Genomic DNA, 17,921 nt, shown 5'->3' with positions numbered 1-17,921 from the left:
ATGCCCGGCCCTGATGCTTCGTCATTAGGGAGGCGCCGATGCTCGGCCATCTTACACTGATTTTCGTCTGTCAGCTCGTGGGCGAGCTGGTGGCCGGCGCGCTGGCGCTGCCGGTGCCCGGCCCGGTGCTGGGCATGGTGCTGCTCTTTGTCATCCTGATGCTGCGCGGCGCGGTGCCCGAGGGGCTGGGGCAGGCGGCGGGCGGGCTGCAAAAGGCGATGTCGCTGCTTTTCGTGCCGGCGGGGACGGGCGTGATGCTGCATTTCCGCCTGCTGGGCGAGGCGGCGCTGCCGCTGGGGCTGGGGCTGCTGGTGAGCACGGTGGCGACCATCGCGGTGACCGGGCTGTTCATGGCGTGGCTGAGCCGGGGCAAGGCCGATGGATGATCTCGGCAATCTCCAGGAAACCTGGGTCTATCTCAGCGCCTCGCCGCTCTTTCACCTGACCCTGACGCTGCTGGCCTTTCAGGCGGCCTCCTGGCTCTTTGAGAAGGGCGGGCACAACCCGTTGCTGAACCCGGTGCTGGGGGCGGTGGTCCTTGTGGTGGCGGTGCTGGTGGTGACCGGCACCGATTACGCCACCTATTTCGAGGGCGCGCAATTCGTGCATTTCCTGCTGGGGCCCGCGACGGTGTCGCTGGCCGTGCCGCTTTACCGCCAGTGGCGGCTGGTGCGGCGCTCGGCGCTGGCGATCACCGTGAGCCTGCTCTGCGGCTCGCTCACCGCGATCCTGACGGCGCTGGGCGTGGCCTGGCTGGCCGGCGGCAGCGCCGAGGTGCTGGCCTCGCTGGCGCCGAAATCGGTCACCGCGCCGGTGGCCATGGCGATTGCCGAAGAGCTGGGCGGCGTGCCCTCGCTCACCGCCGTGCTGGTGATCGTGACCGGCATTCTGGGCGCGATGATCGGACCTATGGTGCTGAACATCGCCGGCGTGCGGGACTGGAGCGCGCGCGGGCTGGCGATCGGTACTGCAAGCCACGGCATCGGCACGGCGCGGGCGCTTCAGGTGAACGAGACGGCGGGCGCCTTTGCCGGGCTCGCCATGGGGCTGAACGCGCTGGCCACCGCGCTGCTGCTGCCGATCCTCTGGGGGCTGCTGTTCTGAAATCCGCGTCGGATGCCCGTGTTTTCAGCGCTTTTGCGCGGGCGGGCGGGGTTTTGCTGCGATGCAGCGGAAACCTCTGCGCCGCGTTGGCGCGCCGGGGCAGACTGTCGGGCGGGAGGAGCGGATGATGAAAGGATGCGCCCATATGTGCCTCACCCCGCAAGCGCTGTTTCTCTTCCTGTCGGTCCTGCCGCAGGAGATCGTCGATAGGACCCCCGACCGGATCACCGTGCGTGCGGAGGTGCGCGACGCGGTCTGGCTGGCGAAGGGTGAAAAATGGTGCACCGGCGCGCCGCAGGTCGATGCCGCCATCCGGCTGGGGCAGGGCGAGGCGCTCTGAGGCCCGGCGCGGGGTACGAAAAAGCCCGCGCCATGGCGGCGCGGGCTTCGGTCTGACGGATCGGGAGGTGACCGATCAGTTCTTGGCTTTGTCGACCATTTTGCCGGCCGAGATCCACGGCATCATCTCGCGCAGCTTCGCGCCGACCTGCTCGATCTGGTGCTCGTCGTTGATCCGGCGGGTGCCCTTGAAGAACGGCTGACCCACGGCGTTTTCCTGCATGAAATCGCGCACGAACTTGCCGCGCTGGATGTCCGAGAGAACCGCCTTCATGCGCGCCTTGGTCTCCTCGTAGGGGAGGATGCGCGGGCCCGAGACATACTCGCCGTATTCGGCGGTGTTCGAGATCGAGTAGTTCATGTTGGCGATGCCGCCCTCGTAGATCAGGTCCACGATCAGCTTCACCTCGTGCAGGCACTCGAAATAGGCCATCTCGGGGGCGTAGCCGGCCTCCACCAGGGTCTCGAAGCCCATGCGGATGAGCTCGACCAGACCGCCGCAGAGCACGACCTGCTCGCCGAAGAGGTCGGTTTCGCATTCCTCGCGGAAGTTGGTCTCGATGATGCCCGAACGGCCGCCGCCGATGGCGGAGCAATAGGAGAGGCCGATTTCCAGCGCCTTGCCGGTGGCGTCATTGTCGACGGCCACAAGGCAGGGCACGCCGCCGCCCTTGACATATTCGCCGCGCACGGTGTGGCCGGGGCCCTTGGGCGCCATCATGATGACGTCGACGCCGGGCTTCGGCTCGATCAGGCCGAAATGCACGTTCAGACCGTGGGCGAAGGCAATCGCGGCGCCTTCCTTCAGGTTGTCATGCACGTATTTCTTGTAGGTCTCGGCCTGAAGTTCGTCGGGCATGGTGAACATGATCAGGTCGCACCAGGCGGCGGCTTCGGCGATGCCCATGACCTGAAGGCCTTCGCCTTCGGCTTTCTTGGCCGAGGCCGAGCCTTCGCGCAGGGCGACGACGACATTCTTGGCACCGCTGTCGCGCAGGTTCAGCGCGTGGGCGTGACCCTGCGAGCCGTAGCCCAGGATCGCCACTTTCATGTCCTTGATGAGGTTGATGTCGCAATCGCGATCGTAATAGACGCGCATCTTTCTCGTCCTTCCTTGGTGTTGTTATGCTGCGCAGCCTAGGCCCGGCGGGGCGAGAGTGGTTGCGTTTTTCTTGAGTATTTGTCGGAAAGATGAAAGATCATTCGTTGAATGGCGGATTACCGGAGAATTCATGCTGGACGACACGGATCGGCGCATCCTGCGCCAGTATCAGGCGGAGCCGGGGGCGCCCTCGGTGGAACTGGCCGAGCGCGCAGGCGTGACGCCCTCGACGCTGGCGCGGCGGCTGGCGGCGATGCGCGAGGGCGGCGTGCTGCGCGGCGTGCGGGGGGTGATCCACTGGCCGGCGCTGGGATACGATGTGGAGGTCAGCCTGCGGGTGACGCTCGACAAGACCGCGCCGCGCGCCTTCGACGAGTTCATCGCGGGGGCGCGCGGGGTGCCGGAAGTGATCGAGATCCAGACCTTTCTGGGCTCCATCGACGTGCGGCTGGCGGTGATCGCCCGCGATCTGGGGCATTACCAGAGCCTCTATCGGGAAAAGCTGCTCACCCTGCCGCATATCGCCGATGTGGAGGCGCTGATGCATGTGGCGCTGGTGAAATCCGACGAGACGGTGCCGCTGTGAGCGCCGAGCTGACCCTGGATGCCACCGACCGCGCGCTGATCCGGGCGCTGGCGGAGGACGCGCAGGCCAGCGCGGGCGCGCTGGGGCGGCGTTTCGGCCTGTCGCAGCCGGCCTGCTGGCGGCGCATCCAGCGGCTGCGCGCGGCGGGGCTGTTCCGGGGCGCGCGGCTGGATCTGGATCTCGCACGGCTTGGTTTCGGCGTCACGGTGTTCCTCGGCATCAAGCTGGCCACCAAGGGGCGGGTCAGCCTGGAGGATTTCGAGCGCGCGGTGAGCGCCATCCCCGAGGTGCAGATCGTCGAGCATGTGCTGGGCGCCTTCGATTACCGGCTGCGGGTGGCGGCGCGCGACCTGCCGGATTTCGAGCGGGTGCTGCGGCGGCGGATCATGACGCTGCCCGGGGTCGGCAATGTCGAGGCCAATGTCATGCTGAGCGAGGAGCGTCGTCCGGGGCCGCTCTGATCGGAGCGGGCGCGACCATCGGAGGCTTTGCGCTTTGCCGCGCGAGAGGGTAGCGATAGCGCAAAAGCACAAGGAGTCTGCCATGCCGCTGCGCGACGATGTCGATCCGAACGGGCTCGACGAGTTTTCGGTCGTTTTCACCGACCGCTCGCTGAACCACATGTCTGCCGCCTTTCAGGAGGTGATGCGCGATATTTCCGCCATGCTGCGCGAGGTCTACGGCGCCGATGCGGTGGCGCTGGTGCCCGGTGGCGGCACCTTTGGCATGGAGGCCGTGGCGCGGCAGTTCGGCCAGGGCGCCAAGGCGCTGGTGGTGCGCAACGGCTGGTTCTCCTTCCGCTGGTCGCAGATCTTTGACGCCGGCGGGTTCGGCGGCGAGGTCACGGTGATGAAGGCGCGCCAGACCGGCAACGAGCCCACCGCGCCGTTTGCGCCCGCGCCCATCGAGGAGGTGACAGAGGCGATCCGCCGCGAGGCGCCGCAGATCGTCTTTGCCCCGCATGTGGAAACCAGCGCCGGGGTGATCCTGCCCGACGATTACATGGCCGCGATGGCGGCGGCGGCGCATGAGGTGGGCGCGCTGATGGTGCTCGACTGTATCGCCAGCGGTTGCGTCTGGGTGGACATGAAACAGACCGGCGTCGATGTGCTGATCTCGGCGCCGCAGAAGGGCTGGTCGGCGACCCCCTGCGCCGGGCTGGTGATGCTGTCGGAGCGGGCCATGGCGCGGATGGAGGAGACGGTGTCGAACTCCTTCGCGATGGATCTGAAGAAATGGCAGCAGATCATGGCGGCCTATGAGGCGGGCGGGCATGCCTATCACGCCACCATGCCGACCGACGGGCTGCGCATGTTCCGCGACGCCATGGTCGAGACCCGCGAGATGGGCTTTGACGCGGCCAAATCGGCGCAGTGGGAGCTGGGCGACAAGGTGCGGGCGCTGCTGGCGTCGCGCGGGGTGGTCTCGGTCGCCGCCGAGGGCTTTGCCGCGCCGGGGGTGGTGGTGAGCTATACCGCCGATCCGGAGCTGCAATCGGGCCGGGCCTTTGCCGCGAAGGGCACACAGATCGCGTCCGGCGTGCCGCTGCAATGCGACGAGCCGGCGGGGTTCTCGACCTTCCGGCTGGGGCTCTTCGGGCTCGACAAGCTCAAGGATGTCGATGGCACCGTGGCGCGGCTTGAGGCGGTGCTCGATCAGGTGATGTGAGGGGCGTCTGGGCGGTGGGCGGGGTGCCCACCGCTGCCTTTTCACAAGAGGGTCACCGCTGAGGCCCCGGATCGGGTCTGGGGCGGGCGCACGCCTTACCCGCGCGCGCCGAGACCCAGCTGCATCAGCGTCTTGCGCACCGGCGTGATGCCGTAGAGCGCGTCCAGCGCTTTGGCGCGGGCGTCGCGCAGCGGCGGGGCGGAGAGCATCGAGGTCTTGTTGAGCAGGGTGATCCCCGCCACCCGGGCGCGAATATCGACAATGCGCTTGCGGTGATAGGCCTCCAGCATCGCCCGCTCGCCCAGTCGCTCCGGCGCCGCCACCGCCAGCGCGTGCAGCGCCCGCATGTCGTTGAGCGACATGTTCAGCCCCTGCGCGCCGATGGGCGGCACCACATGCGCGGCCTCGGCCACCAGCGCCAGCCGTTCGCCATAGAGCGTTTCCGCATGCTGGGCGATGATCGGCCAGATCGTGCGCCGCGAGGCCAGCGTCAGCGGCCCGAAGAGATGGCAGGAGCGCTCCGACATCGCCGCCTCGAATTCCGGCACGTCCAGCGCCAGCAGCTCCTGCGCTTTCGGGCCTTCCTCCATCCAGACAATCGCCGAGGAGGGCTTGCCCTGGTAATCCGGCAGCGGCACCAGCGTAAACGGGCCGCCGGTGCGGTGGATCTCGGTCGAGACATTGCCATGCGGGATCGGGTGGGTGACGGCAAAGGCCAGCGCCTTCTGCCCGAACCGGGTGGTTTTGACCTCGATCCCCGCCGCCTGCCGCATCAGCGAATTGCGCCCGTCCGCCGCGATCACCAGCCGCACCTGCACCGGGCCGCCCTCGGTCAGCCCGACCCTGGCATAGGCCTCGCGGGTGAAGAGCGTGGTGGTGGCGGTGCCGGGGCGGAAATCGACATTGGGCATATCGTGCAGATGCGCCGCCAGCTCGCGGCGCAGCAGCCAGTTGGGCAGGTTCCAGCCAAAGGGCTTTTCCGAGATGTCCCCGGCATCGAAATCGCGGGTCACGCGCGGCTCGGGCCGTTCGCCGCCGGCATCGACGATGCGCATCACCTGAAGCGGCATGGCGTGTTCGGCGAGCCTGTCCCAGAGCCCGGCCTCGCTAAGAAAGGCCTGCGCCGGTTGCAGGAAGGCGGTGCTGCGCAGATCGGCGCCCTGCGCATCGCGCTCGGTCACCGGCGGGGCGGGGTCGACGCAGAGCACCGAGAACCCCGAGGCACCGAAAGCGGCGGCCGCGGTCAGACCCGCGATGCCGCCGCCCGAGATGAGAATGTCGTAATCCATGACCGCTCTCCTTTGCCCATGGTTCTAGGGCAGGCGCGGGGGGATTTCCATGCGGCTTACTTGCCGATGGTGATCAGCAGGATCGCCGCATAGCAGACCGGCACGCAGGCCAGCGCGCTCATAGCCAGGCCGACCGCGCCCCAGGTCACGGTGGCCGCGATCACCACGGCGAGGAAGACGGCCAGACCGGCAAAGATCTTTGCCTCGACGCTCACGCTCTTGCTGCGCTCGGCGGGGAGGTCGGTCGCGGTCGCTTCGTTCATGCTCATATTCGGATCTCCTTGTGCGATGCCGCCGGGATAGGGGCTGTCCCGGATCATTCACAGGGAAATAATGTCGCATTCCGCCTGTATCATTCAGGCAGATTGCCGCATGTGCGAAATCGCGCAGGGCTCAGCGCAGCGCGCCGAGAAAGCGCGACAGATCGTCGGTGTGATGCTGGATATGCCCGCCCTCGGCGCGTTCGGGGGCGACATGCACGGTGCGCATCCCCATCGCATGCGGCGCGGCGAGGTTGCGCGGATCGTCCTCGAACATCGCTGCCGTTTGCGGATCGGTGCCGTCGCGGGCAAAGACCGCGCGGAACGCCTCCGCCTCGGGCTTCGGGCGGTAGCCGGCATGCTCCACGCCATAGATCGCGTCGAAGGCGGCATCGAGCCCGCGCGCCTTGAGCACCTGCGCCGCGTAAGGCGCGCTGCCATTGGTGTAGACGATCTTGCGCCCCGGCAGTTGCCCGATGAGCTCGGCCAGATGCGGATCGGGGTCGAGCACGTCGAAGGAGATGTCATGCACCTCTTCGAGATAGGCGTCCGGGTCGATCTTGTGTTCGGCCATGAGCCCGGCAAGCGTGGTGCCGTGCAGGTGCCAGTAGCTTTTGCGCAGCCGGTCCGCCTCGTCCCGCGCGATGCCGAGGCTGCGCATGACGAAATCGTTCATCCGGCGCTCGATCTGGTCGAAGAGCCGGGCGGCGGGCGGATAGAGGGTGTTGTCGAGGTCGAACACCCAGTGCCGCACATGGGAGAAATGCCGTTTCACCATGGTCCGATCCTAATCCTGCGCGGCACTTGCGGCAATGGGTGCATTGATCCCGCGGCCCTGCTGGCGCTATCGTGTGCCGGATTGAGCGAGGAGAGATAGATGAACCAGATCCGGACGCCCAACAAGGACGCTTATACGCTGATCTTGGAGGCGATCGATTCCGGGGTGTACCGCCCCGGCGACCGGCTGGTGGAAAGCGAGCTGGCGGAGCGCTTCGGCGTGTCGCGCACGCCGATCCGCGAGGCGTTGCAGCGGCTTGAGACGCAATCGCTGCTTGCCCGTGACGGGCGCTCGCTGATCGTGGCCTCGCTGGATCACAACCAGATGGCCGAGCTTTACGTGGTGCGCACCGAGCTGGAGGGGCTGGCGGCGCGGCTTGCGGCGCGTCACGCCAGCGAGGAGGAGATCCAGGTGCTGCGCGACATGGTGAGCGAGGACCGCGCGTTGCTGAACGATCCCACCGCGTTGGCGCGAGCCAACCGGCGGTTTCACAAGATGATCCATCTTGCCTCGCACAACCGGTTTCTCGTGCAGCAGCTCGATCTGGTGCACCGTTCCATGGCGCTGATGGCCACCACCTCGCTCGCCGCGCAGGGGCGGGGCGAGATCGCGCTGGCCGAGCACAAGGCGATTGTCGATGCCATTGCCCGGCGCGACGAGGATGCCGCCTACAAAGCGCTGCGCGATCATATCTCGGTGGCTTTCGTGACGCGGCTCAAGCTCGACAGCCAGAAGGTGGACTGAGGCTCAGGGCGTTTTCTCTTCGGGAATGTCGGCGCCGGCGTGGTCCGGGGCGGATTTGCCATGCGTGGTCTTGTCCCAGAAGAAGGGGCGGGTGAGCAGCTCCCATGCGGCCTTGTAGGCGGCGACGGCGCCGAGCGGGAAATACAGGAACAGCGTCGGTACCCAGGGCAGCAGCCCGACATGCGGGCTGCGCGAGACGGCGGCAATGCCGACCAGAAGCGAGATTGCCTCGGCGCCGAGAAAGCCCCAGAGCAGCACGCTTAGACCCTCCGGCGGCAGCCATGCGGCAATCGGCGGCTGCCAGCCCGCCAGCACCAGCCAGAACGACCAGAGCGCCGGCGCCAGCAGGAATTGCAGGATCGCGGTGAGAAAGATGAGCTGGAAGCCGAGGGTCTTCCACCAACCGAGTTCCCGCAGGAGCCGGGACGGGGACCGCATATGCACCATCCAGGTGATCATATAGCCCTTGAGCCAGCGCGAGCGCTGCCGGATCCAGGGCCAGAGCCGATTGTTGGCCTCTTCGCGGGTGACGATGGGCAGCAGTTCGGTCACATAGCCGTGGCGCGCCAGACGGATGCCGAGATCGGCGTCTTCGGTGACATTATGCGCGTCCCAGCCGCCCACCTGTTCCAGCGCGGCGCGGCGGAAGAACACCGTGGTGCCGCCCAGCGGCACGGCAAAGCCCAGACGTGCGAGGCCAGGCAGCAGCACCCGGAACCAGGTGGCGTATTCGATGGTAAAGCAGCGCGACAGCCAGTTGGCCTTGGGATTGTAGAAATCCAGAATGCCCTGAAGGCAGGCGACGGCCGGGGGCGCGCGCCCGAAACGCCCCGCGACCCGACGCAGCTGGTCGGCGGCGGGCGCGTCTTCGGCGTCGTATATGCCGACGATCTCACCCCGGCTGAACCGCAGCGCATAGTTCAGAGCGCGGGGCTTTGTGGTGACCGGGCCGTCGGGCACCTCGATCACCCGCATCCAGGGCGGCAGCCGCACCCCGGCCAGCGCCTCGCGCGTCCGGTCGTCGCTGGCTTCGAGGATCAGCAATACGTCGAGCCGGGCGCGCGGATAGTCGAGACGCTTCAGCCGCTGGAGCAGGTCGCGTGCGATATTCTCTTCGCGAAAGAGCGGCACCAGAAGCGATATCGCCGGCAGGGCCTTTGGCGGCGACGGATCCCGATCCGGCAGCGTGCGGCTGGCGGCGAGCGCGGCAACTTTCATGACCTGCGCAAGGCAAAGGGTCAGAACAGCGGCGGCGATGCCCAGCGAAAAGAACAGGCCGGGGTTCAGAATGATCAGGGCGAGGCATGTCGTGGCAAACCCGCCAGCGAAAAGCGCCCGGAGCGGGCTCATCCGGTTCAGGTCACGGCAGCTTTCGTCTGCGGGCACCTGCATTTCGGCACGCCGCGCCATCTCGTCGCCGTGGCGGCTGGCGATCTCGGCATGAATATCGGCTTCGAGAGCGAGCGCCATCGCCACCTTCTTGCTCCCGTCGGCGAGCAGCGCGGTGGCAGCGGCGAATGCTTCGGGGCGGGCGGTGGCCAGAACCAGGGTGTCGCCAAGACGCATCCAGGGCAGCACCGCGTGGCGCAGGCAGGTTTCCGGGGCCAGCAGGCCGGCCAGTTCGGGATCTGGGGGATGGGCGTGACGGTCGAGGCGGATGGCGCCGTATTTCAGCGCCTGCGCCTCCAACACCGCCTCGGGGCTCGCGATCTCTTCGGCGACCATCACATGGGCGAGCTCGGCGCCGCAGCGATGGCTTTCCGCGAGCGCATCAATCGCGTCGGACGGGGGCAGCTTCCCGGTCTGAACGAGGACCGCGCCCAGCGGCCGCCCGCGCGGCGATGCCGATTGCGCGAGACGAGAGGTCTCAAAGACCGAGCTCTGCCTGTTCATCTCCGTCTCCTGTCCCCTTTATGAGAGCAGGTCAGCAGAAGACGGTAAACAGAGGGTTAATAATCAGGGGCTTGCAGAGAATTCTACGAGCGTCACATCGATTGCACGAAGCGTTCGAACAAGTAAAAGCTGTCTTGAGGTCCAGGGCTCGCCTCAGGGTGGTGTTGGACGGAGAACACCGGGCGGTCGGCCATGCGGATTCCGCAGTTCGAGCCATCGAAGAGCGAGACATGCGTCTCCATCACGCCTGCGGGCAGCGATTGGCCGTCGACAGCGAAGCCGTGGTTCATCGAGGTGATCTCGACCTTGCCGGTCTCGATCTCCTTGACCGGGTGGTTGGCGCCGTGATGACCGTGGTTCATCTTGACGGTCTTGCCGCCGAGCGCCAGCGCTAGCATCTGGTGGCCGAGGCAGATGCCGAAGATCGGCAGATCGGTGTCGTCGAGCAGACCCTTGATCATCGGCACGGCATATTCGCCGGTCGCCGCCGGATCGCCCGGGCCGTTCGACAGGAACACGCCGTCGGGACCATGTGCCAGCACCTCGTCCTTTGTGGCGGTGGCCGGCAGCACGGTCACCTCGCAGCCCGCCGAGGCGAGGCAGCGCAGGATATTGCGCTTGGCGCCGTAATCCACGGCGACGACCTTTTTCCTGGGCGTGGTCTGGCGCGCATAGCCCTCGGGCCAGGCCCAGCGCATCTCGTCCCAGCGATAGCTCTGCGCGCAGGTCACGTCCTTGGCAAGGTCGAGCCCGGTGAGACCGGGGAAGGCGCGCGCGGCGGCAACCAGCTTCTCGACATCGAAATTGCCCTCGGGATCGTGCGCCAGCGCCACATGCGGCGCGCCCGACTGGCGGATCGCCCGGGTCAGCCGCCGCGTGTCGATGCCGCCGATGGCGATGCGTCCGCGCGGCGCCAGCCAGTCCGAAAGCTCCTGCACCGCGCGCCAGTTTGACGCCGCCGTCGGCATCCATTTCACCACCATGCCCGCGGCCACCGGATCGGCGGTCTCGTCATCCTCGGGATTCACGCCCACATTGCCGATATGGGGGAAGGTGAAGGTCACGATCTGGCCCGCATAGGAGGGGTCGGTCATGATCTCCTGATAGCCCGACATCGCGGTGTTGAAGCAGAGCTCCGCCTCGGTCTGGCCGGTGGCGCCGAAGCCCTGGCCATAGAACAGCGTGCCGTCGGCGAGGGCGAGGCAGGCGGTGGGCTTGGGATTCTGCGGCATGGGGCGACTCCTGATGGCAGCGGGCGGACGGCAAATTGCGCCATAGGTAAAACCTGCACGGGGCGGGGTCAAGACTCCGTGGAAAATGTAAAATCCATGAAAATCAATATGATATGACGGAGGGGAGCGGAGTTGCACCGCCGCGGGGCTTTCGGTAGTTTGGATGCTCGGAATGGCTTTGGGGATACCGTTTCAATGGAATTGCGAGAACGCATCTCGGCTGCGACCAAGCAGGCGATGAAGGACAAGGCGGCGGCCCGCCTGTCGACACTGCGGCTGATCAACGCCGCCTTCAAGGATCGCGACATCGCGGCCCGGGCCGATGGCAGCGACGGGGTCGCCGAGAGCGAGCTGCTGGCGATCCTCGGCAAGATGGTCAAGCAGCGCCGCGAGAGCGCGCGGACCTATGAAGAGGGCGGGCGGCTGGATCTGGCGGAGCGCGAGCTGGCCGAGGTCGAGGTGATTGAGGAGTTCCTGCCCAAGCCGCTGAGCCAGAAAGAGATTTCCGCCGCGCTCGACACCGCTGTTGCGGAGGTGGGTGCAAGCTCGATCCGCGATATGGGGCGGGTGATGGGCGTGCTGAAGACGCGCTATCAGGGCCGCATGGATTTCGGCGCCGTCGGGCCCATGGTCAAGGATCGGCTCGCGACCGGCGGCTGAGCGGGCAAGTTCCTTCGAAGGATCTTGCAAATCTCTTCGAAGAGATTTGGCGCGCGTTTCAGGGGGCGGGGAATTCTCCGGCCGCCTGCGCCCAGTCCAGCGGATCCACCGGGTAGCGCCGCACGAAGCGGGTCTTGAACCCAACGCGCCCGCGCCGCGCGCCGAAATTCTCGCCGTGATTGAGCACGTAGAGCACCGAAGGATGGCGCAGCGCCGTAAGACGCCTGCCCGCGAGCCGGGCGAGATAGGGGAACATGCGGTGCTCATGCGCTGTCATGGCACGCAGGAAGGCGGCGCTTTGCTGCAGCTCCGGGTCGTGCAGCAACGCGGCGCAGGAGCCGCAGAGCTTCCAGAAGGGTTTGCGCAGCGGGTGCCGCAGGCTGCGCGGCCCGGCCAGCGCCACGTCTCGGCTGGCGTGATCCATCACATAGCCGGTCTCTGCCAGATAGCCCGGCGCCTGCCGCTCCAGCATCTCGGCCACGCGGCCCTCGCGCAGCAGGTCGTCGGCATCGAAGCTCATCACATAGGCCGGGCCGGTCTGCATCGTCGCGAGATGATCGCAGAGCGCGGCCAGCTTGCGCCACTTGTCGTTGCCCGGCGTCGGATCGGTGAAGGGCAGCCAGTGCAGCCGCGGGTCGTCGGGCAGGGGCGGGCGCTCCTGACAGCAGATCACCGCCTGCCAGGCACCCTCCTGCCGGCGAAAGCTCTCGACGGTCTGTGCCAGACGCTCCGTCACCACCTGCCAGTCGCTCACATGATGCGGGCCGACCAGCGGCACGAGGAAGATCACCTGCTCTGCGCGTGGCTGCGCCCGCCCGCGCAGTGCCGCGCGCAGATCCAGCGCCGCCACCTCCGAAGGGGCGGGCGAGAGCGTCCGGGCGAGCCCCGGGCTGAGCGCCGCCGCCGCCAGCAGCGCGGCGCGTTTGAGTTTCGGCGTCGCTTGGGCCTGCGCCATCGCATCATCCTCCGGGTGCGTCAGGGGCGGGTGAGGATCCGCACCCTGTCGCTCAGCTCGGCAAAAAGCGCCTTGCGCTCGTCTTCGCTCAGAAACGCGCCGATCTCAACCTCCCGCCCGCTGCCCTGGAGTGTGACGTAATAGGGCACCGGCCCGCCGCGCTCATGCATGGCGACGCGGACCCAGTAGGTGTTGCTCTCCCAGTCCTGCGCCGGGCCGCGCGGGTTGTGGCGGATGAGGCGGGTGCGCTCGGGGCTGAGCGTCAGCACTTCGAGGATGCGCCGGTCGCGGCTGTTGCGCATGATGGCGAACCAGATCCCCGCCACCGCCGCCAGCATGAAGGGCAGGAGCCCCCAGAGCAGCACCGTGCCGATGAGCCCGAAAAAGGGGATCAGCGCCAGCAGGAAAAAGCTGAGGATGAACAGCGAGAACCCGTGCGCCGAGAGCGACTGGTGCGGCCAGAGATGCAGCTCGGCCGCCTGCGGTTCGGCGGTTTTCTGTTCCCAGCGATACGGCATGACGGCGCGAATTTATCAGCTGTGCCGGCGGCGTCTAAGGCAAAGATGCCGCAGGATTGCATTTATTGCGTGAGCCACCCCATCGCCACCGCCTCTGCCCAATCTTCGCGCCCCCGGGCACGGGCGAGTGCCGCCATGCGGGTGCTGTCATATGGCACATGCCGGTGTGTGACCTGCCAGCGCGCGCCCGCGCGGGTGAGCAGGGCATAGCAGGCATCGGGCGTGCCGGTCTGCATGACATGGGGCACCGGATGCGTGTCGGCATAGCCGGGGCAGCCGACGCTGCCCGGGTTGACGATGAGCTGATCCCCATGCCGGGCGATGCGCGGCAGATGGGTGTGGGCGCAGAGGATAAGCGGCTGGGTGACCGCGCCCAGCCTCTCCGCAACGCTCGCGTGCGTGGCGGGGTGGACATGGCCTTCGGCGCTCACGTCTTCGAGCCAGTAGGTCTGGTCGTCGCGTGGTGTCGCGTGACAGAGCAGGGCCTCGTCCAGCTCCAGACGCACGGGCAGATTGCGCAGCCAGTCGAGCGCCTCGGGCGGGAGATCGTCATGGGCCGCGCGGTCGGAGGGCTGCATCTCCTCCGGGCGTTGCTCGATGAGATAGCGGTCGTGATTGCCCCGCACGGTCGGGAAGGCGCGGTCGTGCAGGAGCGCCCAGGTCTCGCCCGCCGCGAGCGGTCCGCTGAACATGTCGCCAAGGTTCAGAACGGTGCCGATCCCCTGTGCGTCGATGTCTTGCAGCACCGCACGCAGGGCGTCGGCATTGCCATGGATGTCGGCGAGGACGGCAAAACGGTCGGGCAGGGTCATGGGATGAGTGCAGCCTGTTTTGAGGTGGCGCGCAAGGGGGATGGGGCCGCCTGTGGCCGGCGTTGCGGGGAGTATTTGGAGAAAGATGAAGGGACGGGGTTGAGGAAGATGCTGGTCTTGCGCGCCCTTTCCGAAGGGAGGGAGAGGGAGAGGGAGAGGGAGAGGGAGAGGGAGAGGGAGAGGGAGAGGGAGAGGGAGAGGGAGAGGGAGAGGGAGAGGGAGAGGGAGAGGGAAGGCGCGGTTGGTCCCGGGCCGGATGCGATGCGGGCGGGCGAAACCGGACGGGCCGCTCTGCCCATGCAAAAAGGCCCCGGCGGGGAGCCGGGGCCTTTTCGGTGGTGTCTCAGGCAGCGCTTAGTGAGCGTGCTGCTTGTCCCAGTCTTCGCGCTTCGGGAGCTGTTCGAACGTGTGCTCCGGCGGCGGCGAGGGCAGGGTCCATTCCAGCGTGTCCGCGTATTCGTTCCACGGGTTCTTTTCGGTGGCGGGTTTGCCCGCGCGCACCGTGTAGATCACGATGCCGAAGAACAGCAGGAACGAGGAGAAGGACAGCAGCGCACCCCAGCTCGACACGGCGTTCCAGGTGGCGAAGGCCTCCGGATAGTCGATATAGCGGCGCGGCATACCCTGACGGCCCAGGAAGTGCTGCGGGAAGAAGGTCAGGTTCACGCCGATGAAGAACATCCAGAAATGCAGCTTGCCGAGCAGTTCCGGATACATCTTGCCGGTCATCTTGGGCATGTAGAAGTAACAGCCCGCGAAGATCGTGAAGGCGGCGCCCATCGACATGGTGTAGTGGAAATGCGCCACGACGTAATAGGTGTCGTGATAGGCGCGGTCCACGCCCGCCTGGCTCAGCACGATGCCGGTCACGCCGCCGACGGTGAACAGGATCAGGAAGCCGAGCGCGAAGAGCATCGGCGTCTTGAACTCGATCGAGCCGCCCCACATCGTCGCGATCCAGGAGAAGATCTTCACCCCGGTCGGCACCGCGATCACCATGGTGGCCAGCATGAAGTAGCTCTGCTGGGTCAGCGACATGCCCACGGTATACATGTGGTGCGCCCACACCACGAAGCCGAGCGCGCCGATGGCGATGATCGCCCAGACCATCGGCAGGTAGCCGAAGACCGGTTTGCGCGAGAAGGTGGCGATGACGTGGCTGGCGATGCCGAAGCCCGGCAGGATCACGATATACACTTCCGGGTGGCCGAAGAACCACAGGATGTGCTGGTAGAGCACCGGATCGCCGCCGCCGGCCGGATCGAAGAAGGTCGTGCCGAAGTTACGGTCGGTGAGCAGCATGGTGATGGCGCCCGCCAGGACCGGCAGCGACAGCAGGATCAGCCAGGCGGTGACAAAGACCGACCAGGCGAAGAGCGGCACCTTGAACAGGGTCATGCCGGGGGCACGCATGTTCAGGAAGGTGGTGATGATGTTGATCGCGCCGAGGATCGAGCTGGCGCCCGAGACGTGCACCGCAAAGATCGCAAGGTCGGTCGACATGCCGGCCTCGTTGGTCGAGAGCGGCGGGTAGAGCACCCAGCCGATGCCCGAGCCGAGCTGGCCGTTGCCGCCCGGAGCGAAGACCGAGCAGACCGCGAGCGTGGTGCCGGCGGCATAGAGCCAGTAGCTGAGGTTGTTCAGCCGCGGGAAGGCCATGTCCGGCGCGCCGATCTGCAACGGCATGAAATAGTTGCCGAACCCCCCGAACAGCGCGGGAATCACCACGAAGAACATCATCAGGATGCCGTGGCCGGTGATCATCACGTTCCAGAGATGGCCGTTGGGCGAGCATTCCGCGGTGGAGGTGGGGAACAGCCGCGCCCCTTCCATGCACATGTACTGCACGCCGGGCTCCATGAGCTCCAGTCGCATGTAAACGGTAAAGCACACGGAGATGAGGCCCACGACCGCAGCGGTAATCAGGTAAAGAATCCCGATATCCTTGTGATTCGTGGACATGAACCAGCGGGTAAAGAACCCCCGGTTGTCCTCATGTTCGTGGCCGTGAATGGCGGCGTCTGCCATTGTCTGCCTCCTGTTGATCTCGTCTTGATCGCGTCCCCGGGGGCCGCAAACATGTGCAGACCACCCCTCTTTCCATTCTCCCTTTTAAAAGGTCGCCGCTGGCGCGTCCATATAGCCGTTTGATCTGGATCAAACTTTATTGTCGCACCTTCTTGCATCGGCGCGGTGGCGTCATATCGGGGCCGGGGTCGGGTATTCCCCACCCGGCTCCTGCCCCTGCGTCGGGTTTTCCTGACCTGTGCTTCGCGGCGGAACCCGGCACACTCTCCGGCAACTGCTGCTCAACACCGCTGCCTTCGGGGAAACCGCCATGACCTATTTCACCGACCACAGCCTCGCCGAGCCGTTGTCGCGCCGGCTGGCCCGGATCTTCGACACGCCCTTCGCCGAGCGCCAGCGCCGGCTTGCCGCCCGGGTGGCGGCGCTGCGGGCGCTCGACGATGGCGAGCTGGCAGAGATGGGGCTGCGCCGGGATCAGATCCTCGCGCATGTCTTCGGCGCCCGCTGAGCGGCTGCGCGCCATCCGAACAGACGCGCCGCCCCGTCCCAGGGCGGTCGCGTTTGCACCCGCGGACGGTTTTGTTCCCACCGCACGCGGGATAGCCTGACCGGGGCGGCCTTCTCCCCAGATCCAGCCGCTCCGGTCAGATTTTTTGCAGGGAGCCCCCATGCAGGACACACCCGTCACCATCGCCCCTGCGGCGCCGGAGGAGCTTGAGGCGATCCGCGCGCTGGTCGACGCGGCCTATCGTCCTTACGTGCCGCGCATGGGGCTGCTGCCCGGCCCGATGCGCGACGATTACGCCGCCCATCTCGCCGCCGGTCGGCTGCTGGTGCTGCGCGCGGCGGGGCAGGTTGCGGGCCTCCTTGTGCTGATCGACGCGCCGGGTCACCTGCTGCTCGACAATGTGGCGGTTGCCGGGGAGGCGCAGGGCAGGGGCTATGGCCGGCGGCTGATGGATCATGCCGAGGCGGAGGCGCTGCGCCGGGGCTACGACCGGATCCGCCTCTACACCCATGTAAGCATGGTCGAGAATATCGCGATCTATGCCAGGCGCGGCTATGAGGAAACCCACCGCGCCGAGGTGAACGGGCTGCACCGGATCTATATGGAAAAGCGGCTGCGATAGCCGCGCTGCCGGTCAATCGCCAAAGGTCTCGGCAAAACCGCGCTTCAGCGCCACGTCGACATCGGTCATCGTCACCGGCAGGCCGAGATCGACCAGGCTGGTCACGCCGTAATCCGAAATGCCGCAGGGCACGATGCCGGAGAAATGCTCCAGTTCCGGCTCCACATTGATCGAGATGCCGTGAAAGCTCACCCATTTGCGCAGGCGGATGCCGATGGCGGCGATCTTGTCCTCGGCCATGCGTCCGTCGGGCAGGCGCGGGCGGTCGGGCCGTTCGACCCAGACGCCGACCCGGCCCTCGCGGATATGGCCGGTGACGTTGAACTCCGCCAGCGCGGCGATCACCCAGGCCTCGAGCTGCTGGACAAAGCGGCGGATGTCGCGCCCGCGCGTGTTGAGGTCGAGCATCACATAGACCACGCGCTGGCCCGGCCCGTGATAGGTGTACTGCCCGCCGCGCTTGCTCTCAAAGACCGGGAAGCGGTCCGGGTCGCGCAGGTCTTCGCGCCGCGCCGAGGTGCCGGCGGTGTAGAGCGGCGGGTGTTCGAGCAGCCAGATCGCCTCATCCGCCTCGCCGCGCGCGATCTGCCCGGCGCGGGCCTCCATGAAGGAGACCGCCTCTTCGTAGCCGGTCAGGCCGTCGCTGGTGATCCATTCGGTCATGAAAAAGCGGGCTAGGCGCAGTTTCGGAGGGCGTCAAGACCGGGTTTTGGGGCTGGTATTCCCGGCTTGTCGCGAATTGGCGTCAGTGCAAGGTTGACAGAATCGTGATCTGGGGGGACGATTTTTGCCACGGATCGTTTGGTGAGGGCATGGCACGCAG

The 17,921-nt window shown here is 66.8% G+C and carries 21 protein-coding genes; 10 read left to right on the top strand and 11 right to left on the bottom strand.

Features of this window, described 5'->3' with window-relative positions:
* Positions 1–38: 38 nt before the first annotated feature.
* The 3 genes from Ga0080574_RS06565 (at position 39) to Ga0080574_RS06555 (ending at position 1,444) form a co-directional block, all read left to right on the top strand.
* Positions 39–386, top strand: coding sequence for a CidA/LrgA family protein (locus Ga0080574_RS06565; RefSeq protein ID WP_076696282.1), 348 nt, complete (start codon positions 39–41; stop codon positions 384–386).
* Positions 379–1,104 carry an LrgB family protein gene (locus Ga0080574_RS06560; RefSeq protein WP_076696280.1) on the top strand — a complete coding sequence of 242 codons (726 nt, stop codon included), beginning with the start codon at positions 379–381 and terminating at the stop codon, positions 1,102–1,104. Before Ga0080574_RS06565 ends, Ga0080574_RS06560 begins: the two co-directional genes overlap by 8 nt.
* A 124-nt stretch (positions 1,105–1,228) precedes the next feature.
* Positions 1,229–1,444 carry a hypothetical protein gene (locus Ga0080574_RS06555; protein ID WP_237219330.1) on the top strand — a complete coding sequence of 72 codons (216 nt, stop codon included), beginning with the start codon at positions 1,229–1,231 and terminating at the stop codon, positions 1,442–1,444.
* Between the two features lie 75 nt (positions 1,445–1,519).
* Here Ga0080574_RS06555 and ilvC read toward each other — a convergent pair whose 3' ends face one another.
* The gene (gene ilvC, locus Ga0080574_RS06550) at positions 1,520–2,542 is read right to left on the bottom strand and encodes a ketol-acid reductoisomerase (protein WP_076696276.1); all 1,023 of its coding nucleotides are present in this window, start codon (positions 2,540–2,542) and stop codon (positions 1,520–1,522) included.
* A gap of 133 nt (positions 2,543–2,675) precedes the next feature.
* Here ilvC and Ga0080574_RS06545 point away from each other — a divergent pair, with 133 nt between their 5' ends.
* The 3 genes from Ga0080574_RS06545 (at position 2,676) to Ga0080574_RS06535 (ending at position 4,799) form a co-directional block, all read left to right on the top strand.
* Positions 2,676–3,131 (top strand): Lrp/AsnC family transcriptional regulator, encoded by a 456-nt coding sequence (locus Ga0080574_RS06545; RefSeq protein ID WP_076696274.1) that lies wholly within the window; start codon positions 2,676–2,678, stop codon positions 3,129–3,131.
* Positions 3,128–3,592: an Lrp/AsnC family transcriptional regulator gene (locus Ga0080574_RS06540; RefSeq protein ID WP_076696272.1), complete on the top strand. Its 465-nt coding sequence runs from the start codon at positions 3,128–3,130 to the stop codon at positions 3,590–3,592. The genes Ga0080574_RS06545 and Ga0080574_RS06540 overlap by 4 nt, the downstream gene beginning before the upstream one ends.
* Before the next feature lie 82 nt (positions 3,593–3,674).
* A complete protein-coding gene (locus Ga0080574_RS06535; RefSeq protein WP_076696270.1) occupies positions 3,675–4,799 on the top strand; it encodes an aminotransferase class V-fold PLP-dependent enzyme in 1,125 nt (374 codons plus the stop codon).
* Positions 4,800–4,894: 95 nt separating this feature from the next.
* On the opposite strand, the gene Ga0080574_RS06530 is transcribed toward Ga0080574_RS06535, so the two are convergent.
* From Ga0080574_RS06530 to Ga0080574_RS06520, 3 genes are all read right to left on the bottom strand, one after another.
* The gene (locus tag Ga0080574_RS06530; protein ID WP_076696268.1) at positions 4,895–6,088 is read right to left on the bottom strand and encodes a UbiH/UbiF family hydroxylase; all 1,194 of its coding nucleotides are present in this window, start codon (positions 6,086–6,088) and stop codon (positions 4,895–4,897) included.
* A 56-nt stretch (positions 6,089–6,144) separates the two neighbouring features.
* Positions 6,145–6,357, bottom strand: a complete 213-nt coding sequence (locus Ga0080574_RS06525; protein WP_076705742.1) for a hypothetical protein — start codon at positions 6,355–6,357, stop codon at positions 6,145–6,147.
* A 124-nt stretch (positions 6,358–6,481) separates the two neighbouring features.
* Positions 6,482–7,126, bottom strand: coding sequence for a pyrimidine 5'-nucleotidase (locus tag Ga0080574_RS06520; RefSeq protein ID WP_076696266.1), 645 nt, complete (start codon positions 7,124–7,126; stop codon positions 6,482–6,484).
* Positions 7,127–7,225: 99 nt separating this feature from the next.
* Between Ga0080574_RS06520 and Ga0080574_RS06515 the strand changes: the two genes are divergently transcribed.
* A complete protein-coding gene (locus Ga0080574_RS06515) occupies positions 7,226–7,870 on the top strand; it encodes a GntR family transcriptional regulator (RefSeq protein WP_076696264.1) in 645 nt (214 codons plus the stop codon).
* Positions 7,871–7,873: 3 nt separating this feature from the next.
* Here the strand turns inward: Ga0080574_RS06515 and Ga0080574_RS06510 are convergent, their stop codons facing one another.
* Positions 7,874–9,763, bottom strand: coding sequence for a glycosyltransferase family 2 protein (locus Ga0080574_RS06510; protein ID WP_083716783.1), 1,890 nt, complete (start codon positions 9,761–9,763; stop codon positions 7,874–7,876).
* A 92-nt stretch (positions 9,764–9,855) separates the two neighbouring features.
* Positions 9,856–10,995: a glutamine-hydrolyzing carbamoyl-phosphate synthase small subunit gene (gene carA, locus Ga0080574_RS06505; protein WP_076696261.1), complete on the bottom strand. Its 1,140-nt coding sequence runs from the start codon at positions 10,993–10,995 to the stop codon at positions 9,856–9,858.
* A gap of 195 nt (positions 10,996–11,190) precedes the next feature.
* Between carA and Ga0080574_RS06500 the strand changes: the two genes are divergently transcribed.
* Entirely contained in the window at positions 11,191–11,655 is a 465-nt protein-coding gene (locus tag Ga0080574_RS06500) for a GatB/YqeY domain-containing protein (RefSeq protein ID WP_076696259.1), read from the top strand.
* Positions 11,656–11,713: 58 nt separating this feature from the next.
* Here Ga0080574_RS06500 and Ga0080574_RS06495 read toward each other — a convergent pair whose 3' ends face one another.
* From Ga0080574_RS06495 to ctaD, 4 genes are all read right to left on the bottom strand, one after another.
* Entirely contained in the window at positions 11,714–12,610 is an 897-nt protein-coding gene (locus tag Ga0080574_RS06495) for a hypothetical protein (RefSeq protein ID WP_076696257.1), read from the bottom strand.
* Positions 12,611–12,630: 20 nt separating this feature from the next.
* Positions 12,631–13,128 carry a DUF2244 domain-containing protein gene (locus Ga0080574_RS06490; protein ID WP_076696254.1) on the bottom strand — a complete coding sequence of 166 codons (498 nt, stop codon included), beginning with the start codon at positions 13,126–13,128 and terminating at the stop codon, positions 12,631–12,633.
* 62 nt (positions 13,129–13,190) lie between these two features.
* Positions 13,191–13,940 (bottom strand): metallophosphoesterase family protein, encoded by a 750-nt coding sequence (locus tag Ga0080574_RS06485; protein ID WP_083716782.1) that lies wholly within the window; start codon positions 13,938–13,940, stop codon positions 13,191–13,193.
* Positions 13,941–14,294: 354 nt separating this feature from the next.
* Positions 14,295–15,968 carry a cytochrome c oxidase subunit I gene (gene ctaD / locus Ga0080574_RS06480; protein ID WP_076696252.1) on the bottom strand — a complete coding sequence of 558 codons (1,674 nt, stop codon included), beginning with the start codon at positions 15,966–15,968 and terminating at the stop codon, positions 14,295–14,297.
* Positions 15,969–16,278: 310 nt separating this feature from the next.
* Here ctaD and Ga0080574_RS06475 point away from each other — a divergent pair, with 310 nt between their 5' ends.
* Both Ga0080574_RS06475 and Ga0080574_RS06470 read left to right on the top strand, forming a co-directional pair.
* Positions 16,279–16,476, top strand: coding sequence for a hypothetical protein (locus Ga0080574_RS06475; protein WP_076696250.1), 198 nt, complete (start codon positions 16,279–16,281; stop codon positions 16,474–16,476).
* 160 nt (positions 16,477–16,636) lie between these two features.
* A complete protein-coding gene (locus Ga0080574_RS06470; RefSeq protein WP_076696248.1) occupies positions 16,637–17,098 on the top strand; it encodes a GNAT family N-acetyltransferase in 462 nt (153 codons plus the stop codon).
* 12 nt (positions 17,099–17,110) lie between these two features.
* Here Ga0080574_RS06470 and lipB read toward each other — a convergent pair whose 3' ends face one another.
* Entirely contained in the window at positions 17,111–17,761 is a 651-nt protein-coding gene (gene lipB / locus Ga0080574_RS06465; protein ID WP_076696246.1) for a lipoyl(octanoyl) transferase LipB, read from the bottom strand.
* Between the last annotated feature and the right edge of the window lie 160 nt (positions 17,762–17,921).

Origin of the sequence: Salipiger abyssi (assembly GCF_001975705.1) — a bacterium.
GTDB lineage: Bacteria > Pseudomonadota > Alphaproteobacteria > Rhodobacterales > Rhodobacteraceae > Salipiger > Salipiger abyssi.
The sequence above is the reverse complement of the archived record's forward strand: the minus strand, read 5'-3'. Positions and strand labels throughout refer to the sequence as shown.

Excerpts from the sequence above, each read along its gene's own strand:
- Ga0080574_RS06565 (WP_076696282.1), top strand. The coding sequence starts at position 39 with ATGCTCGGCCATCTTACACTGATTTTCGTCTGTCAGCTCGTGGGCGAG.
- ilvC (WP_076696276.1), bottom strand. The coding sequence starts at position 2,542 with ATGCGCGTCTATTACGATCGCGATTGCGACATCAACCTCATCAAGGAC.
- Ga0080574_RS06500 (WP_076696259.1), top strand. The coding sequence starts at position 11,191 with ATGGAATTGCGAGAACGCATCTCGGCTGCGACCAAGCAGGCGATGAAG.
- ctaD (WP_076696252.1), bottom strand. The coding sequence starts at position 15,968 with ATGGCAGACGCCGCCATTCACGGCCACGAACATGAGGACAACCGGGGG.
- Ga0080574_RS06490 (WP_076696254.1), bottom strand. The coding sequence starts at position 13,128 with ATGCCGTATCGCTGGGAACAGAAAACCGCCGAACCGCAGGCGGCCGAG.
- Ga0080574_RS06525 (WP_076705742.1), bottom strand. The coding sequence starts at position 6,357 with ATGAGCATGAACGAAGCGACCGCGACCGACCTCCCCGCCGAGCGCAGC.
- Ga0080574_RS06510 (WP_083716783.1), bottom strand. The coding sequence starts at position 9,763 with ATGAACAGGCAGAGCTCGGTCTTTGAGACCTCTCGTCTCGCGCAATCG.
- Ga0080574_RS06470 (WP_076696248.1), top strand. The coding sequence starts at position 16,637 with ATGCAGGACACACCCGTCACCATCGCCCCTGCGGCGCCGGAGGAGCTT.
- carA (WP_076696261.1), bottom strand. The coding sequence starts at position 10,995 with ATGCCGCAGAATCCCAAGCCCACCGCCTGCCTCGCCCTCGCCGACGGC.
- Ga0080574_RS06560 (WP_076696280.1), top strand. The coding sequence starts at position 379 with ATGGATGATCTCGGCAATCTCCAGGAAACCTGGGTCTATCTCAGCGCC.
- Ga0080574_RS06485 (WP_083716782.1), bottom strand. The coding sequence starts at position 13,940 with ATGACCCTGCCCGACCGTTTTGCCGTCCTCGCCGACATCCATGGCAAT.
- Ga0080574_RS06515 (WP_076696264.1), top strand. The coding sequence starts at position 7,226 with ATGAACCAGATCCGGACGCCCAACAAGGACGCTTATACGCTGATCTTG.
- lipB (WP_076696246.1), bottom strand. The coding sequence starts at position 17,761 with ATGACCGAATGGATCACCAGCGACGGCCTGACCGGCTACGAAGAGGCG.
- Ga0080574_RS06495 (WP_076696257.1), bottom strand. The coding sequence starts at position 12,610 with ATGGCGCAGGCCCAAGCGACGCCGAAACTCAAACGCGCCGCGCTGCTG.
- Ga0080574_RS06545 (WP_076696274.1), top strand. The coding sequence starts at position 2,676 with ATGCTGGACGACACGGATCGGCGCATCCTGCGCCAGTATCAGGCGGAG.
- Ga0080574_RS06475 (WP_076696250.1), top strand. The coding sequence starts at position 16,279 with ATGACCTATTTCACCGACCACAGCCTCGCCGAGCCGTTGTCGCGCCGG.
- Ga0080574_RS06535 (WP_076696270.1), top strand. The coding sequence starts at position 3,675 with ATGCCGCTGCGCGACGATGTCGATCCGAACGGGCTCGACGAGTTTTCG.
- Ga0080574_RS06530 (WP_076696268.1), bottom strand. The coding sequence starts at position 6,088 with ATGGATTACGACATTCTCATCTCGGGCGGCGGCATCGCGGGTCTGACC.
- Ga0080574_RS06520 (WP_076696266.1), bottom strand. The coding sequence starts at position 7,126 with ATGGTGAAACGGCATTTCTCCCATGTGCGGCACTGGGTGTTCGACCTC.
- Ga0080574_RS06555 (WP_237219330.1), top strand. The coding sequence starts at position 1,229 with ATGATGAAAGGATGCGCCCATATGTGCCTCACCCCGCAAGCGCTGTTT.